General features: G+C 55.2%; 17 protein-coding genes. 9 read left to right on the top strand and 8 right to left on the bottom strand.

The window, feature by feature from the left end:
* Positions 1-53: 53 nt before the first annotated feature.
* Positions 54-1259: a GGDEF domain-containing protein gene (locus HGHM_RS22020; RefSeq protein ID WP_034349431.1), complete on the bottom strand. Its 1206-nt coding sequence runs from the start codon at positions 1257-1259 to the stop codon at positions 54-56.
* Positions 1260-1457: 198 nt separating this feature from the next.
* Here HGHM_RS22020 and HGHM_RS19475 point away from each other — a divergent pair, with 198 nt between their 5' ends.
* The 8 genes from HGHM_RS19475 (at position 1458) to HGHM_RS23900 (ending at position 7656) form a co-directional block, all read left to right on the top strand.
* Positions 1458-1778, top strand: a complete 321-nt coding sequence (locus tag HGHM_RS19475; RefSeq protein WP_051155349.1) for a carboxymuconolactone decarboxylase family protein — start codon at positions 1458-1460, stop codon at positions 1776-1778.
* A 597-nt stretch (positions 1779-2375) separates the two neighbouring features.
* Positions 2376-2828 (top strand): hypothetical protein, encoded by a 453-nt coding sequence (locus tag HGHM_RS19470; RefSeq protein ID WP_019143254.1) that lies wholly within the window; start codon positions 2376-2378, stop codon positions 2826-2828.
* Between the two features lie 67 nt (positions 2829-2895).
* Positions 2896-3240, top strand: coding sequence for a bleomycin resistance protein (locus HGHM_RS23790; RefSeq protein ID WP_019143253.1), 345 nt, complete (start codon positions 2896-2898; stop codon positions 3238-3240).
* Positions 3241-3288: 48 nt separating this feature from the next.
* Positions 3289-3915 (top strand): glutathione S-transferase family protein, encoded by a 627-nt coding sequence (locus HGHM_RS19460; protein ID WP_019143252.1) that lies wholly within the window; start codon positions 3289-3291, stop codon positions 3913-3915.
* Positions 3916-4267: 352 nt separating this feature from the next.
* Positions 4268-4657 carry a VOC family protein gene (locus tag HGHM_RS19455; RefSeq protein WP_019143251.1) on the top strand — a complete coding sequence of 130 codons (390 nt, stop codon included), beginning with the start codon at positions 4268-4270 and terminating at the stop codon, positions 4655-4657.
* 58 nt (positions 4658-4715) lie between these two features.
* Complete coding sequence (locus HGHM_RS19450) at positions 4716-5135, top strand: cupin domain-containing protein (protein WP_019143250.1); 420 nt, start codon at positions 4716-4718, stop codon at positions 5133-5135.
* 101 nt (positions 5136-5236) lie between these two features.
* Entirely contained in the window at positions 5237-5680 is a 444-nt protein-coding gene (locus tag HGHM_RS19445) for a hypothetical protein (RefSeq protein WP_019143249.1), read from the top strand.
* A gap of 1661 nt (positions 5681-7341) precedes the next feature.
* A complete protein-coding gene (locus tag HGHM_RS23900; protein ID WP_019143248.1) occupies positions 7342-7656 on the top strand; it encodes a YceK/YidQ family lipoprotein in 315 nt (104 codons plus the stop codon).
* A gap of 196 nt (positions 7657-7852) precedes the next feature.
* On the opposite strand, the gene HGHM_RS19435 is transcribed toward HGHM_RS23900, so the two are convergent.
* From HGHM_RS19435 to HGHM_RS22015, 4 genes are all read right to left on the bottom strand, one after another.
* On the bottom strand, positions 7853-8326 hold the full coding sequence (locus tag HGHM_RS19435; RefSeq protein ID WP_148415813.1) for a hypothetical protein: 474 nt from the start codon (positions 8324-8326) through the stop codon (positions 7853-7855).
* Positions 8327-8384: 58 nt separating this feature from the next.
* Positions 8385-8513 carry a hypothetical protein gene (locus tag HGHM_RS23850; RefSeq protein ID WP_281004509.1) on the bottom strand — a complete coding sequence of 43 codons (129 nt, stop codon included), beginning with the start codon at positions 8511-8513 and terminating at the stop codon, positions 8385-8387.
* Between the two features lie 110 nt (positions 8514-8623).
* On the bottom strand, positions 8624-9253 hold the full coding sequence (locus HGHM_RS19430; RefSeq protein ID WP_019143246.1) for a tetratricopeptide repeat protein: 630 nt from the start codon (positions 9251-9253) through the stop codon (positions 8624-8626).
* Between the two features lie 463 nt (positions 9254-9716).
* On the bottom strand, positions 9717-10052 hold the full coding sequence (locus tag HGHM_RS22015) for a hypothetical protein (RefSeq protein ID WP_148415811.1): 336 nt from the start codon (positions 10050-10052) through the stop codon (positions 9717-9719).
* Positions 10053-10285: 233 nt separating this feature from the next.
* Here HGHM_RS22015 and HGHM_RS19420 point away from each other — a divergent pair, with 233 nt between their 5' ends.
* Positions 10286-10648 (top strand): hypothetical protein, encoded by a 363-nt coding sequence (locus HGHM_RS19420; protein ID WP_019143244.1) that lies wholly within the window; start codon positions 10286-10288, stop codon positions 10646-10648.
* 1930 nt (positions 10649-12578) lie between these two features.
* Here HGHM_RS19420 and HGHM_RS22010 read toward each other — a convergent pair.
* From HGHM_RS22010 to HGHM_RS19400, 3 genes are all read right to left on the bottom strand, one after another.
* A complete protein-coding gene (locus HGHM_RS22010) occupies positions 12579-13613 on the bottom strand; it encodes an AraC family transcriptional regulator (RefSeq protein WP_019143242.1) in 1035 nt (344 codons plus the stop codon).
* 92 nt (positions 13614-13705) lie between these two features.
* Entirely contained in the window at positions 13706-14251 is a 546-nt protein-coding gene (locus HGHM_RS19405) for a DUF2059 domain-containing protein (protein WP_019143241.1), read from the bottom strand.
* A 14-nt stretch (positions 14252-14265) separates the two neighbouring features.
* Positions 14266-15909, bottom strand: coding sequence for an OmpP1/FadL family transporter (locus HGHM_RS19400; RefSeq protein ID WP_051155348.1), 1644 nt, complete (start codon positions 15907-15909; stop codon positions 14266-14268).
* Positions 15910-15921: the final 12 nt, after the last annotated feature.

Genomic DNA, 15921 nt, shown 5'->3' with positions numbered 1-15921 from the left:
CGGCAATTCCCATGACAGCCGGCGAAGACAAGCACCGCACGAAAATGCTGTTGTTATGCCTTTGCCATGTCAGGGCTGGAAGAGGCAGGCACTACTTTCGAGGTGCTGAACACCGCGTTTCGGCCCGAAGCTTTTGCGGCATAGAGTGCGATGTCCGTCCTTTGCATGAGTTCAGAAAACGACTCGCCCTCTTGCATCGTGCCTACGCCAATGCTGGCCGAGTAGCGGACAGGGTTGCCGGATTTGTTGCCCGCGATATTGGCACTGATTTGCTGATCCAGGGCCGCCCGCAATCTCTCGCCCACCAGCAGTGCGGCGGAGTGGCTGGTCTCGGGTAACAGCACGGCAAATTCTTCGCCGCCAATTCTGGACAAACAGTCGACGGTTCGTATCTCCTTGCGAACCCTTGCCGCAATGTCGACAAGTACCCGGTCGCCGACGGCATGTCCGAACGTGTCGTTGATGTTTTTGAAGTAATCGATGTCAAGCAGAAGCAAGGAAAATACACGCCCGGTGCGGCGCGCTCTGCTGACTTCATGTTCTGCAAACTCAAGAAAGGCCCGCCGGGACCATGTTCCGGTGAGAAAATCGCGGTTCGCCGCATCGACGGCCTTTGCCATCATGGTGTCGTGCACCATCATCACTGCGCCCATGGTCAATATGGGCAGAACCAGGGTGCCAATGGAAAAGAACAAGACATTCCAGCCGGTGCTTTGGAACGAAAAGCTCAGGGCATCAGCGCCGATTCCATACACAAATCCCCGGAAAACGTGGGCGAAGGCGAACAACAATGCGGCGCCACCGGTAAAGAAATAGGAATAGCGTGACTTCGCCGTGCCGATTGACTGGAAAATCGTGAGACCAACGAACAGACATGTCGCGGCATGAAAGATTGACACGACGACGATGCGTGCCGTCATGGACTCCACGCCATAGTGAAAGACTGAAATCCCGGCGGCGACGTAGATCAGGCCTCCGATCAGCATCTTGCTTGGTATGGGGCGACCAAAGAATTTTCTGAATCCGGCCAATACGGCAGCGATCGCAAGCGCGAATACCGTGTTTGCAACCTCGATGCTTAAAAATGCCGGGCCTATTCCCCGAGTTGCATACAGAAGCAGGGCGACAAACGCCAAGCCATTCGCGGCGACCCATTGCCTTATCCCCGGAATGCCACTGCGGATGAGCGAGCCCAGGACAAAGAGCATGACGATGCACAGCGCGGCGGTGAGTAGCAAAAGGTTAAAGGGATCGAGCATGGTGCTGGGTACAAGTGCGGATGCGCCTGCGCGAAACGCCATCCGGGCGGGAGATCGAAGCAAAGGGAGCGAATTGTTGCACAGAGCGATCCGGCTGTGAATATGCGCGCCCGATAAGATGCATCGGGCACCACATGTTCAATGTGCTGAAGCCGGCAGGGATTCCTGATTCGCTTGTCATTGCAACAGGTCGACGGAATGAATCGGGTGATGGTCAGCTTTCCGGAATTTGCCCGCTACCTGGTGAAATTTGCATTCGCCGACATCTACGCCCATGAAGGGACTGGGTTAAGGGCACGGGAACAGGCGCTCGTGGCAGCATTAACAGCTCTTGGCAATGCCGCGCCCCAGAAGGTGCATGTTCATGCAGCGGCGCACGTTGGGTACTCTGCCCGGGAAATGGCGGAGATAAGCATGCAGACGGCGGTTTACGCTGGCTGTCCTGCCGTATTAAATGGTCTGCCGGTTGCCCGAGAGGCTTGTGTCGACCTGGGCATTACTTTGTACGTAGAAGCATGAAACGCTATTGCCCGGTTTGTTCTCGGTAATGTGAATATAGAGGCTGGATGCTGCGATAGTGGCAGTAGAGAGTCGACTGGGTAGGCAGCAGGTGTGAGAACCACCGGAATGCGGGCACGCAGCACAGGCGCCTGATGTTCTCCCTCCAAGGCAGGCCCATCCGTAGTACTTCTTTGTAAAGAAGCAATGGTGCCCTGAGGGTTTGGCGACAGCGGAAGGGGACTTTGCACGCATTGGCCAACATCGATAGGAACTCGTCTGCCTTCTTGTCGCCCATTTCCCTGGGATGCTGGATGGCATGGTAGCGGTAGCGGATGTACCAGCGCACCCAGTACACCTAGTCTTGCTCAGTGCGCAGGCTGGAATGCAGGTATCGGAGTCGTTCGCAAAGCCGGTCGAGAAGGTGGGTGGAATGCAGCCGCTTGCGTGGTTTGTAGGACTTGTTAATGCTGGACATATCCACAGTATATGGGCGGAAACATCAGGTGGCAAGCCATTCTCGCGGGGTCTTGATTCCCATGTTATATCGCAAACGGCCATGTTAAATTGGTGTTTTGCGATTTATAACAAGTTAGCATCACTACGAGGCATACGAGAATGCGAACCAAAGAAGAATGGGAGACGCTGTTTCGCAAGATAGGTGTAGAGGACCCGGAAGGTTGGGCATCGAGCGAATTTGAGGAAAAACTAGGCAATCTCACCAGCCTGGCATTTTTGCGCGAGCTGCGAAAGCTAGTGCCGGCGAAAGACGACCAGTTCTGGCTAAAACGTTGGGTTGCCTATGAGGCTGATACCCAGCCAGGAGCCTGTGCCGCATATTCCCGCTTGCTTAATGCGGGAGCAAACAGTGAGGATTTGCTGCTACTGTTGCGCGGTGTGATGTCGGAATTCGTCCATCAAACTGTGAGTGCGCTCGACGCCGGGCAGCCAGGCGATTTGGAAGATGAAATTGCCGAACAAATTCAGTGGCGACTTTGTGAAATTGATGAAAACCGCAAGCTGGTACCCCTTTCAGGACTGCATGAGTTGGCCGATGGAGATGCACCGTAATGCTAACTCATCATTCGACACCGACATGCCTGCGGCATGCGGGTCAATTTAAACGTTAAATTTTTCTATGGCCGCTGATATTCAAAGTACCGTTCCAGTGCTTCCTTCATTAGACCTACAGCAGTCAGTGGATTTTTACACGGCAAAACTCGGGTTCAAGGAGGTGGGCCGGTATCCGGACTATGCAATAGTGAGCCGCGATGGATGCGAGATTCACTTTTGGCCGTGCGATGACCGTCGAATTGCTGAGGCGAGCTCCTGCTACATACGTGCGAACACTCGGGAGCTGTATCAGGAATTTGTATCGAAGGGTCTGAATATACAGGAGCCTGTTGTACGGGAATGGGGAATGAGGGAACTCTATGTTATTGACCCACACGGCAATCTGTTGAAATTTGGCGAGTCGGTATGAGAACAAAATTTAACTCGACGTTAAATCTATTTAACCAGGAGACTCGGCATGAGTGATTTGGTGTTTTACACGAACCCGCAATCCAGGGGGCGTATCGTGCACTGGATGCTGGAAGAGATTGGTCAGCCGTACCAGACCATTTGGCTTGAGTACGGGCCACCCATGAAAGCGCCCGACTATCTTGCAGTCAATCCTATGGGCAAAGTGCCGGCGTTAGTCCATGGTGATGCCGTTATTACGGAAGTCGCCGCCATTTGCACCTACCTGGCAGACCGTTTTCCCGACAAGCGCCTTGTCCCGCCAGTGAACCACCCCAGTCGTGCCGCGTACTACCGCTGGCTGTTTTTTGCGGCCGGCCCGCTGGAAATGGCCGTCACTGCCAAAGCGTTCGGCTGGCAAGTTCCTGAAGGCAAAAGCGGTGTGGCGGGGTTTGGCAGCTATCACGCCACCATCCATGCGCTTGAAACGGCACTCACCCCTGGCCCGTACATCTGCGGCGAGCAATTCACGGCGGCAGATGTGTATGTGGGCTCGAGCCTGGGCTGGGGCATGATGTTCGGCTCGATTGAGCGGCGCCCCGTGTTTGACGCCTACGTCAGTCGCTTGTATTCGCGGCCGCCGGCGCAACAAGCCAACCGCCTCAACGAGGAATTTTTACGGGCTAAAAACGCCTGACTTCCTTAATCGAGTGGGCGGCGATGTATGTGGTCACCAATGGAATCACCGTGCCGTGGTCGCCTGAGGCGCCGGCTCATTCCGTCCGGTCGACCCGACGTCCCCTACCAAGAGCAGCTCCGTCGTCGGCACTTCTTTGTACAGAGACAACGATGCGCTGCCTGGCGATGGGCAGGAGGCGTGCTTTTGCGCTCATTGGCCACCATCGATAGCATCCCTTCGACGTCTTTGCCGCCGAATTCCTTGGGCTGTCGCACGTCATGGAAGCGGACGTATCAGCGTGCCCATTATTAAATTGATACTCTGTAACTTATAATGACTTAGGCCCCTGAACTGCCGAAAGGAGTGAGTCATGCAAATCACGCTGGCAAGCATCCTGGTCGAAGACCAGGAGCGAGCTCTGGCCTTCTATACCAGTATTCTTGGGTTTGAAAAGAAGCACGATATACCCATGGGAGAGTTTCGGTGGCTCACCGTATGCTCCCCCGAGGGCGCCACGGGGGTCGAGCTGGTCCTTGAGCCAATGGAGTTTCCTCCATCGCGCATCTACCAAAAGGCGCTCTTTGAAGCTGGCATTCCCGCCACCGCCTTCATCACCAATGACATCTCGGCTGAGTACTCTCGTCTCAAGGAGCGAGGCGTTCAATTTCGAGGTGGGCCGAAGAGCATGGGACCCGTCACAGCGGTTTTATTTGAAGACTCCTGCGGCAATCTCATCAATCTCGTCCAACCAGGGACCTAATTTGTTTAACCCGGAGAATGCGTGCTGCGCACGTGGCCCCGGTTGCGTTCGATGCCGCATGACGAAATCGATGAACGTAAAACACATCCTTTCCAGTTATCTGCACTTTCGTGACGGCGCGGAGGCTGAAGTCGTGCCGGTAACAGCATCGTTCTGGAAGGAGCTGACCAGCGGTAAGCGCCCCGAGCTCGACGAAGGCAGGCTGATGACAGCCTTTACGTTCTCGGAGCCGTGGGCCACCTGGGAGCGCCACCCGGCGGGCGATGAGCTGGTCATGCTCCTCTCCGGAGCCGCTACCCTGGTTCTTGAGATGGCCGACACCGAGCAGGTGATTGAGCTAGATACCCCGGGGGCGTATGTGCTTGTGCCACGCGGCGCGTGGCACACGGCCAAGACGGATGTTGAAACCACTATGCTTTTCCTGACTCCGGGCGCCGGCACAGAGCATAAGCCGGTATTCGCCCCGGTTCAGTCTTGAAACGCAACAAGATGAGAAGCGTACTCGGGAATGGCGGGCGACGGCGTTACGCAGCCATATCGCATCCGCACCCTTCAACCTGGTCGTGCCGGGACAAAGCCATGCACATAAGAGAGCAAGTCCAGGAGCTGATGGTGGAGTACCGCCGCCCCTGGAAGCTCGGGGCGCTATCAGTGGGCATTGGCCTTCTCATTGTCGGCTCGTTCTACTATGAAGCTCCGGACTGGGACATCCCGATCAGTTTCATCATGGCCCTGTTCGCTTACTTTACGGCCGCCTGGAGCATGCGCGTAGTGCTAACCCGCCAGTGGCGCCGCTTTCCGTTGATGCTGTTCTTGACTTGGTTCACCGTCGACGGCTGCTACTGGTTGTACTGGAAATTCAAGAATCCGGTCGCCCTTGAGCTGATGCGGGAAGCGAACTTTCCGGCGTCCCTGTCCCTGTATGCCATGTGCGGCCTGGTGTGGTACTACCGGGGGACCTTCAAGCAGTTGCTGGGCGCGGTGCAGGCGTTACTGGGAGGTTTCGACAATAACAGAGCATAACAAACGTTCCAGGCTGACTCGGGTACAGCCATCTCAATTACAGTGTTGAATAAACGATAACTTGCGGAGGTAAGTTTTGGACGCGTGCAACTGCGAAGGATGAGCCGGATTAATTGACCGTCGAGAGCGTGTCCACGTTTCTGTCGGCGGCGCTCCGGGCATGTCGGAGTTGGCGCACGATACTGGCATTGACTGCGCATCTTTATTAAATTTTTAGGGAAGGCAGCAATCCGCGATTGGTAACAGTGTTAACGCTGATTTCTGGGCGTGGTATGAGCCTTTCTACCGAGCCAGCGAGGAAGCGGCGTCCCGTGCTGAGGCCGAGTAGCACTGTCACGGAAAGACGTTAGAAGCACAGCATGTGTTCGAACGACGGTTCCTCTACTCGTGAACAGCTGGAACAGCACTCCCGTGTCGCTGCTCCGGAAATCGCCCACACTGCGCCAAAGTCGCGCACAGCAAGCCCGCAACCCACATTTCCGGATATATAGCCCGATTTGGCTCTCCCTGAGAGAGCCTGAGCGTATATATGGCCAGGACAACGCTAGCTAAGGTTGTTGCCGGACCTGAGGCTTGGGCAGTGGCTTGCAATCTGCTGAGCGGCAACACCTGAAGACAGCGCCTTCCTTTCGCGGTGGGCAGGATGGCTGGAATCGGATGGACCACTCGATGTCGAGTGACGGCCTAGCACCGTTTGATGCAGGTGTCGACGCCGCGCGTCCATGCAACCAGATTACTCCCGAAATATGACACTCGGATGACGCTGTTGCCATTGGTGACTGGCATCGTTCTCTGTTCCGGTCACCACCCACACGTCTCCCAGATTGTAAGGTTCGCGCGTTTCATCTAAACCCGGGGCGATTCATGGATTTTCAGGAGCGCTCTCTTTGTGAAGAAAAACAAGGCAAGTGCGAAGCGCGGGATTGACAGCCAATGGGCTGTTAGCCGAGAGCCGGCTTATTGCGAAATTCCGTACCAATAAAAAAGCCCGCAGACCTTGCGGCTGCGGGCGAATCCATTCCTTGGAGAGGAAAGGAGGAGACGGAACAAACTATACCGGGCACATGTTCTGTTGTCTGCTTTTGGTTTGTAATACGAGATATACGATTGATTGATAACGGCCACGCCATGTGCTTGGCTCCTATTTGCTCAAGGAGGTTGGGCTATGCCGTTGCAAGACGTATGGCTGTGTCATGCTGGAGTCATGGTCGCCTGCCATACTTTGCATCGCCTTGATGACGGCCACGTGCACCGAAATTCTGTTTAATGGTGAACGGCCTCTCACCCTTCTTGTCTCCACTTGGGTATCGTATGTTGTATCGTTGTGCTTTTTCCGGATGTGGGCGCCCGTTTTTGGTAACCCAATTTTCCCCACACAGCGCAGTCGCGGTTGAACCCGGAAAGATTGTTTGTCCGCATTGCGGGGCAGTTTCGCAGGGTGCTACCCATTCCATTTTTTTGACTCAGACAGTCCCGGTGCTGCGGAAAGCAACAGTGAATGACAAACGGGCGAGTTCATCAAGATGGAATGGGCTGCCATCTGTGGTGCGCCAACAGGGGGACATGACGTTACGGACCGACTGCAGACACTTACCGGGCTATACTACGGTGCAGGACGGTTGTGAAGTAAGAGTTACTCAATGGGGTGAGGAGAAAGCTTCATGCGCGATGTTAAAGTCTATGCGATAGCTATCTTTATATTCACCAACCTCTGCGGTTGCGTGTCTGTCGGCACGCTGGTGGAAAACAAGACGCCCAATAAAATCTATTCCGGAACAAGACGGCACATTGAAGCCAGGTGTATGTCTATCGTATGCGCTGACTTGCCGTTCTCATTGGTGGCGGACACACTCCTCCTGCCTGTAACCGTTCCCTGGACGCTCGTTGACTTTTACACGGTGGACGCTTCGTCAGCACGCCAATCGACTGCCTTGATGCCGGCACCCAGAACCGGGAAAGCTGAGCAGCTACATTGAATGGCTGGTGACTCGCATTGCGAAAGAAGCGGCCATAGTTCAACCTGGCCAGTGCCACAGTCATGGACTTGACCGTGGTACGCGTGTCTCGTATTTGGTGCGGCCGCCTCCTGTCAAAGCGATTAGCTGGCTAATGGCCACTGGCAGTACGTCTGGCTGTCTCTTCCGAAACAGGCGCTGTTCAGCACGAGTTGGCTCATTTTTCTTTCTTAATTTTGAGCGTTTCTTCTTGATCGATCGCGACCTGATTTATTGAGGAGACCACGACTGCATATAGCGAGTGTGAATCCCTTTCCAACAAGTGCCCGTATCGCTTCGCGTTCTCAGCCAGGCTGTCGAGTTGAGTGCGTAAAAAATCTAACTCGTCTACTGTCAGTTTCGGTGATAACCATTCAAGTAGAGATGCAATAGACTCATCGCGGTGCATGACGTATTCCCAAAGACAGTCGCGGCCATCACATTCAACATAGACATTTTCGTGCAAATCCGCTGTTTCAACATAGGAAAGAATCAAATTGATGCCATCCTTTGTGCACAACGCTTCCTTCATCGCTAAGTTACTGTCCAATACGCTCCATTCATAGGCACGAGCGCTCCTCGTGTTCGAGTTGAAAACCATACGAGCGGCACACAATCTCACCGTGGCAATCCGCATTTGTGCCGCGCCCACTGCTCGTTATCAAAGGAAGGCTGAACCAAGCGAGCGCTGTACCCAGGCTATGCAGAATTCAGATGCACGGAAAATCCAGCATCGGCCTCCTCTCCGAGGTGATGGCATAAGCGGTATGGTGATAATCGCCCGCTGGAACTCGAAAATTGCTCACCTTCGCGACCAGACGAAGATATTGTTCGGCCATGGGAACTCCAACGAATTTTGAATTCGCATAGGGCAATACGCACAAGAACGGTCGGGGTTGCTTCGACGTCTGCCTGTCCGAACATTGTTTGATGTCCCAGGCTGGCCTTATTACTCTCGGCTGCAGCTTTCCTCGAGCAGCCTGCGCTTGAGCACGTCCTTGTTCTCGACGGCGCTCTGCGCCCACTGGCACGCCTTGGCGAAATTCTTCTTCTGGTAGTACGCGCCGGCGATATAGGAACGCGCGTTGGAAATTTTCGGTGAGCGGTCCAGTGCCTTGTAGAGTATCTCCAGGCTGTCGTCCACTCGCCCTAAGGACAGGAGAAGCTGCCCGTATTCGACAAAGGCATTTGGTGGTACTTTTGGCTTTTCCACTGCCATTTTGAAGGATCGTTCAGCGCTCCGCGCATCGTGGTCGCGTCGCATTACCACGGTTGCGAACCCATAATGCGCTTCACCGTTCTCCGAATCGAGCAACCAAGCGTCATTGAAGGCGGCCATGGCCGTGTCATACCGCTTCTGGTGTACAAAGCTCCATCCGAGGTCGCTCTTCTCGTATGACGCTTCGCTCCTGTCACGCCGGCTCTTCATTACTGCGTTCACCAGGATGTTCTGCCGCTTCAATAACGAGCCATCTAATCGCCCGTCACTTCCATACATGGGCAGTCGCGGCGAAATGGAGGCAGCTGCGGCCGGCCCTCCTAGATTCAGAATAAGGCATGCAATCAGTATGGGTTTCATTGATGTTCGTGATTTTCAACACAACAAGACAATCGATGCATGGAAGAGTGAAAAAACGAAAAATTGATCCGCAAACAAGATGCTTCAGCAGCAAATGGTTGTAGCTCAAAATCCGAATGCAGCCGGTGTCGCGGAACTGAACGGCGGCCCTTCGGATTGGTGCGCCTGGCTCAGACACACCAGCGCAACGAAGGCGACTCATCCCGCTCTTCAATAATCGCAGCGCGAACGCGCCTGACACTGATGCTGCAGTAGAAGCTGTTGCCTCATCTGCCGATGTGGCAACAGCGTCTGCGCCGGATGGCGCAGACGCTCATGTCAGCCTCCGTAGCATGTATCCTCGGGGCACCACATGCTGACACCCGGCTTGCCGGGTTGGCTTTTATAGCCTTGCATACCGGCCTGTGAATGAGAACACCATTGCCAAGCGAAAGCCTTCGGAGGAGACGGTGGCTTCTATGTTTTACTTCGTGGCTTTTGCAGCATCTACCTCAGCCTTGTTTTGGGCGTTGGCGACATCGGCGGCCGCATCATCAATCTTCTTCTGGGCCTTGTGGTGTGCCTTGAGCTTCTTGTCGTTCGCTTTGGCGTCAGCCTGCACGTTGGCACGTGCTTCATCGGTCATCGCTTCGTCGACCTTCTTGTCTGCCTTGATTTGTGCCTGTTCCACCTTGCCTTGGGCTTTGGCATCAGCTGGCGTGTTGGCGGTTTGGGCAAACACCGGCAATGCCACCGCAATCGAAATCGTTGCAATCAGGTGCTTTTTCATGCTTACTCCTTTAACTTGAGGGTGCGCCAAGCCACGCGCCTCCATCTGCATGGCGGGGGACGCATGCTGACGCAACTTCGGATTGGTTGGGTAATGCGGTTACGGTGCAGATACGGTAACCGCGATTGGGGCCTTACTTTGTACCGGCTGCTGGGCTGGAGGACGAACCGACGCCGGACGGCGTGTCCGATGAGGACGCATTACCGAAGGACGACGCACCCGTTGTACCAGTCGTACCGGAGCTGCTCGACGTGGCCCCATAATTGTTCGACGACGATGCGCCTGTGCTGCCGGAGGTACCGGACGTTACGCTACTGCCGGAAGGCGATGACAAATCAGACGAGGATTGCCCGGAGGAGCCGAGTCCCGAACTGCTCGAAGAGCCGCTGGTCGCCGCTGAAGCAGACGGTGAGGTGTTCGAGCTGCCCGACGAGGCCCCTGGAGCAACTTGGGCGGACCCGCTTGCGGAACCTATTCCAGAGGCTGAGCCAGAGGCGGAGCCGCCAGTGCTCGGTCCTGTCGAACTGCAGGCCGCTAGACTAATCGCACAGGTTATCGGTAAAAGCCAATTTTTCATTCATTGCTCCTTTTTTGAATGCAGTATCTTGTGGCCACGCCAATATTGACGTGTTGGCATCGTTGGAGTTCGCTGGCCGCGCCCGGAAAGATGTAAATGTTTTTTTCCGATATGGGCTAGCTCAAATACCACCGCAATTTGACTTGTTGGTCACGACTGACCCGAGTCCTGGAGTAGTCAGGTAATGGGGGCGTCTGCTTTGGCAGCAGCATGAAAAATCGATGCGCCGAAGAGCAAATCATGAGCGGACCGAAGGAGCTCGAAGTAGGAGTAAAAGTGGCGAAGCGTTACCGGGAGAATGGTATAGGCGGCTCTTGGGGAAGCTGTAAATGTATTGCTTGCGCTGGGCATGCTCCAACGTGTCCTATTTAACGTCCGGACCACCGCGGCTACAACGGAAGAACCTTGGCACCCGGCGCGACTTGTCGGTGGACCTTGTGGCCGACGTATCGCTGAATCAGCGCTCTATTCGTTCAGATGCCAGATTTCAGTCCCTGACGCTGCGAAGTAGCCTAAATGGCTATATCTTCGGTATAAAGCAGGAAGACGCAAAGACATACCGAAACAGTCCGCTCCTCACGTTCTTCGGAAGAACCTCGCATCTCGATATCTTGGGGTTCTCACTGGGCCTCAATCGGGAAAACGGATGTGCTTCGCCGGCACAGTAGCAATGAGCCAGACGCTGTTTTCAGCCAGACGGAATTGAAAGCCATCCTTGAGCAAGGGTTACGTTTCAAGGACGAGGGCAATCGGCGTGCCGCGCCGCGCTCCTAGCGCCCTCATAGGGATCGCGAGAATATTCTTGCGCGCTTTCGGCAATCGCATCATTGGTCGCGTGAGCTCCGAGTCAGAATGCGCTGATTATGGGCTGCGGTTTAGAGTGGTACCTGTGGGGATTACAGAAGGCACGCACACTTTCATCGGTAAAGTTCAGATGCCGATGCAAGTGGCCGTGGCACCATAGGTCGATATCGTCTCGATATTCTTGCAGTACCGACGATAAGCCGCTCGCGTATTTGCCGACGTAAGGGAGATAAAGCAGGATTTATTGTCCCGGTTCAGGTTTCAATTGACCCTGACTAGCGCTGTGAGATCGAGACTATCCGCATCCCGGCTTTTTCTTGTAGGAATAATCCTAAGAAATATTAAGGAAATGCCCTAAGCTTCGGTTTTACAAGGATTTTTTTATTCTGTTCACAATTCCTGTGAACAACTTTGTGGAAAAACTGGTTTGATCGCCCTCAAGCCTACTGTTTAAGCGGGTTTTTCACAATTTGCCTATCCACAGAGCAAGGTTGCGCTTCCTTTAAAATCAAAGACTTAAGGTATTGGCTTAATTCCAAAGCAATTGCCGCGAAATGAAGACCGCCTTATGTGCGTAACTTACTGCGCGCTGCCATTGCAAGAACAATTTCCTGGAATGCGCCCGGACTTGTCAGCGCTTCTTGGTATGCCCAAAGCGGAGCGATTTGAAGGCAGGAAATACCAGCGTTTGCCCTCCTAGGGCCTTCAAATTCGGAAGAACAAGTCGGTTTTCCTTGAGCAGAGAAAACAGGCGCGCCCCTTGACAAAATTGTAGGAAAAATCCTAATTGCCTTCCGGAATTCCTAAACCACGGATTTATAAGGAATTTTTCCTGCTATACACAGTTCTTGTGGAAAACTATGTGGAAAAGTGAGTTGAACAGCCTCAAAACCAAGCATTTACGCGACTCTCCATTGGATTGCTTACCGAAGGAGCACGAAAATTTGCTTTTAAAAACAATGACTTGCGAAATCAGGCTAAATTTGATGAAAGTCAGAGAAGGGAACTTTGCACACTGTGCGTAACTGTTCCCGGATACGACTTGATCAAGGTTGAATTTCCTGACAAAACAGGAAGGAAATTTCCGCGTGGATTCAATGAGATAGGTGACATCCGGGCGCGCCTGGCTGCGCAACCGGACTGTCCCGGAAGGGAGCCAGGCTGCTGTTTCATGTTTACTGCAGTTGCTTGGGCGAGCGGCCGAACCAGCGTTTGCATGCCCGCGAAAAGGCGCTCGGATCGGAAAATCCCAGTTGGAAACTCAGCTTCTTCAGCGGCATTCCACCATTGCTCAGATAGCGCTGGGCCATCTCCCGTCGCGTGTCGTCAACCAGCTTGGTGAAATTCGTGCCTTCCTCCGCCAAGCGGCGCTGCAGCGTACGTTCACTCATCATCAGTTGCTTGGCCACTTCCTCGCGCAGCGGCTCCCCTGATTCCAGCATGGTCATTAACAAGCGCTGCACCCGCGCACTGAAGGTTGAGACGGGAATCTGTTCCAGCTTGGCCAGCATGCGAAGGGTCCAGTCGCGCTGGGACTGTGCAAGATCGCCCAGCATGCGCAGGGTCCAATCCCCGGTTGCCGGATCTGCGGTCGCGATCGGCGTGGCCAGGTCGGCGTTGGCAAATTCGATCGTGTTCACCGTCGCCCCAAAACGCACCGGACAGCCGAATATTTCGGCATAAGCTGTCGCCGCCTCGGGTTCCGGAAATGCATAACTCACCAGCAGCGGCCGCAAGTCGCTGCGCGCCGCAGCCGTGCGTACCACTTGCAGCGCCAGGCCCCACACGAAATCGTAGCGCTGGCGTGGCACCAGGCGCCGGCCACCCGGCAGGTGCAGGCTCACGCGCGTGCGGTCTTCCAGGCGCTCGATGGTGCTGTGGACGGTCGGCGCCACGAGCGGCGTATAGCGCACCAGGTTTTCAATGGCGCTGCTGATGTCGGGGGATACCTGCATGATCCGGCCCATCAAACCTGACCGGTCCAGCAGTTCGGGCGAAGGGAGTTTCAACGCCAGCAAGGGGTCTCCGGACGCATGCGCCAGAAGTTCCCACAAGTGACTCAGCTTGTCCGAAAGCGTGAGCGCATCGTCGGCGATGCACTCGCGCTCTTCGAGCCCTGCCTGTCGAAACAGGAGTCCGGCATCGAAGCCCCTGCTTTCCAGGGGGGCCTTGATAAGGTTCAGGAAATCTGTGGCTGATGAATATCTCATGCTTTAGCCCTCATGAAAGATGCGTCTGTCTTGCGTTCAGGACGCAGCGATACGCTGTCTGTCATTCCATTCGTGGCGTTTCGGGACATGGATCAGGGAGTGACGGCCGCGCGCAGGCGCAGCCCGATTCGCTGCTTCAGGTCCTGCAGCTTCGGCTCGATCACTGGACGCGCATCGCTCGCCAGTTTTTCACCCAGCGCCTTTTGCATTTCCGGCACCATCTCCTCGAACTTGCGCTTCACTGGAGATTCCAGGATCGCAACGATCTGGCGCAGCTCTTCCTCGGTGAAGCGCTCTGTCAGGATGGGGAGCACGGTGGTGGGTATGAGCTTTTGCGCGGTGGTGCGCACCAGCGGGCTTGTTTCATCCATGAACTTCTTGGCCTCTTCGGTGACGTCCTTCATCGCAGGCTCGCGCCGTTCCGGCGATGCGAGTCCTTGCAGCATGACGCGCGCTTGCTGGACCGACTCTGCAACCGGCGCCTGCAGCATGGATTGGCCAATATCCTCGACATGCCACAGCTGCACCACGCGCTGCGCAAGCTCCTGCTTGGTTGCCGGGGCGCCTGCCGGGGCAGCCTGTGCAGTGGTACTGCCGATCGCTATCAGGGTGATAACAGCAAAGATTGATTTGAACATTGCTATGCCTCCTCTCAAAAACGCTTGTTGTAAGTAATGCCGAAATACCGCACCCGTATGTCGCCCGATACATCCATGCCGGCATACGGGTTATAGATGACGTTCAAAAAATTGTCGCAGTTCATGTTGCAGCTGCTGTTTGCGGGCGCGTTGAACGATCCTTTCATATAGCTCGCTCCAATGTTGATCTCGCTTTTGTCATCCAGCTTGTAGCCGAGCCCGACGCTGTACAACTTCGTGTCTGGCAGCGGTGCGACCAGGTCGATCTTGTCCTTCGGGATCGAACTCTTGCGTGGCTCGTAGCCAAAACGCAGGGTCAGTTTGTTGGTGGCATTTACCTGAAGTCCGTACCCGAAATGCCAGACACTCTTGTAGCCGCGCGGGATGGTGAGCTTGGTCGAGTCGCCGGTGCCAAACAAACGTGCCATTTCCAGCAGCTTGATGCTTTGGTCAAACTGGAAGGTCATCGCATTCCAGTCGCCCCATTTTGTATAGTTGGCATCGAAATTGAATTGAAACATGTCCACCGGTTTCAGCTTGATGCCGAATTGCCAGTGGGTAGGAAAGGGTATGGTTGCTGTTACCGTGCCGGATTGCACTTGTGGGATCGACGAAGGCATGCCAAGTGTCGCGCCAACGATTGGGCCGAACAGGCTCGAATACATGCCTTGAACAAAACTGCGCAGCATCGGTTCGGTCGTGATGGTGTAGCGGCCGGTGTACTTGGTCTTGGAGCCACTCTGGTACACCACGCCGAAGCCGAACCAGTCAGCCGGCTCCCATAGTACGCCGAGGTTGACGGTCGGATCGATGGGTGCCGTCAGGTCCAGGTTCATGTTGGCTGCCTTCTTGAAGGGGTTGAGCCGACCTTCATCGCCGCCACCGCATAAGCCTATGGTCAGGGTGTCGAACAGATTGCCGCCGCCGGGAGGGCACCAGCCTTGCTGTATCTTGCCAATGATGCCCAGCAAAGTGTTCGGCATGCGCATATCGGTATTCAATGCAAACGCTGAATACGCAATCGGCACCGCGGCCCCAACGCGCAGGGTCTCGGAGAACTTGTAGCCTACTGAAGGCGAGAGATAGACCAGCCGCTGGAGCTGCACCAGGCGCCCATCGAAGCGGCCCGGATCATTGGGGTCCTTGGTGCGGTCCACGCTCATCGCCTGAGTGATGTAGCTTGCCGTCGCAAAGGTGAAGGGCGAGCCTTCATTGTTGAATGACAGGCCCAGGCCGGCACCGCCCGCGGCCGGCAGTCGCCAATTGGGCAGACCGTAGACAGGAATGTAGAGCGTCTGACGGACTGGCCCGGTTTGCGTGCCGTCCAACGGGTCCTGCGTCCAGCCCCCGATGTTGAAGCCATCACGGGAGTGGAACGATGCCGTAGTCCGGATCGAGGCACCGAAAAAGGAGTGAGATTCCTGCTTGCCCGACAGACGGGCCAAGCCGGCCGGGTTGAAATGGATCGAGTCGATGCCTGGCGGATCTGCCGTCACCGCGTTCCCAAGCGACATGGCTACAGGACTGGTCACCAGGTTTTCCGTCATTGCCGCCTGTGCCGCCGGCAGCAAGCTGCAAGCCAGCAAGCTGCCGGCAACTGCTGGCAGCCAGCTCTTTGTCCAGCTGCGGCCGTGGCAGCTTATCAAGCGGATGTCCATTTCTTTCTGGTC

It is taken from the genome of Noviherbaspirillum massiliense JC206, from assembly GCF_000312045.1.
Classification (GTDB): Bacteria; Pseudomonadota; Gammaproteobacteria; order Burkholderiales; family Burkholderiaceae_D; genus Noviherbaspirillum; species Noviherbaspirillum massiliense.
This window is presented reverse-complemented; position numbering and strand designations above follow the sequence as displayed.

Coding starts and splice junctions, on each gene's coding strand:
- HGHM_RS19450 (WP_019143250.1), top strand. CDS start 4,716: ATGACGAAATCGATGAACGTAAAACACATCCTTTCCAGTTATCTGCAC.
- HGHM_RS19405 (WP_019143241.1), bottom strand. CDS start 14,251: ATGTTCAAATCAATCTTTGCTGTTATCACCCTGATAGCGATCGGCAGT.
- HGHM_RS23790 (WP_019143253.1), top strand. CDS start 2,896: ATGGCCGCTGATATTCAAAGTACCGTTCCAGTGCTTCCTTCATTAGAC.
- HGHM_RS23900 (WP_019143248.1), top strand. CDS start 7,342: ATGCGCGATGTTAAAGTCTATGCGATAGCTATCTTTATATTCACCAAC.
- HGHM_RS19470 (WP_019143254.1), top strand. CDS start 2,376: ATGCGAACCAAAGAAGAATGGGAGACGCTGTTTCGCAAGATAGGTGTA.
- HGHM_RS23850 (WP_281004509.1), bottom strand. CDS start 8,513: ATGGCCGAACAATATCTTCGTCTGGTCGCGAAGGTGAGCAATTTTCGA.
- HGHM_RS22020 (WP_034349431.1), bottom strand. CDS start 1,259: ATGCTCGATCCCTTTAACCTTTTGCTACTCACCGCCGCGCTGTGCATC.
- HGHM_RS19460 (WP_019143252.1), top strand. CDS start 3,289: ATGAGTGATTTGGTGTTTTACACGAACCCGCAATCCAGGGGGCGTATC.
- HGHM_RS19400 (WP_051155348.1), bottom strand. CDS start 15,909: ATGGACATCCGCTTGATAAGCTGCCACGGCCGCAGCTGGACAAAGAGC.
- HGHM_RS19455 (WP_019143251.1), top strand. CDS start 4,268: ATGCAAATCACGCTGGCAAGCATCCTGGTCGAAGACCAGGAGCGAGCT.
- HGHM_RS22010 (WP_019143242.1), bottom strand. CDS start 13,613: ATGAGATATTCATCAGCCACAGATTTCCTGAACCTTATCAAGGCCCCC.
- HGHM_RS19430 (WP_019143246.1), bottom strand. CDS start 9,253: ATGAAACCCATACTGATTGCATGCCTTATTCTGAATCTAGGAGGGCCG.
- HGHM_RS19445 (WP_019143249.1), top strand. CDS start 5,237: ATGCACATAAGAGAGCAAGTCCAGGAGCTGATGGTGGAGTACCGCCGC.
- HGHM_RS19475 (WP_051155349.1), top strand. CDS start 1,458: ATGAATCGGGTGATGGTCAGCTTTCCGGAATTTGCCCGCTACCTGGTG.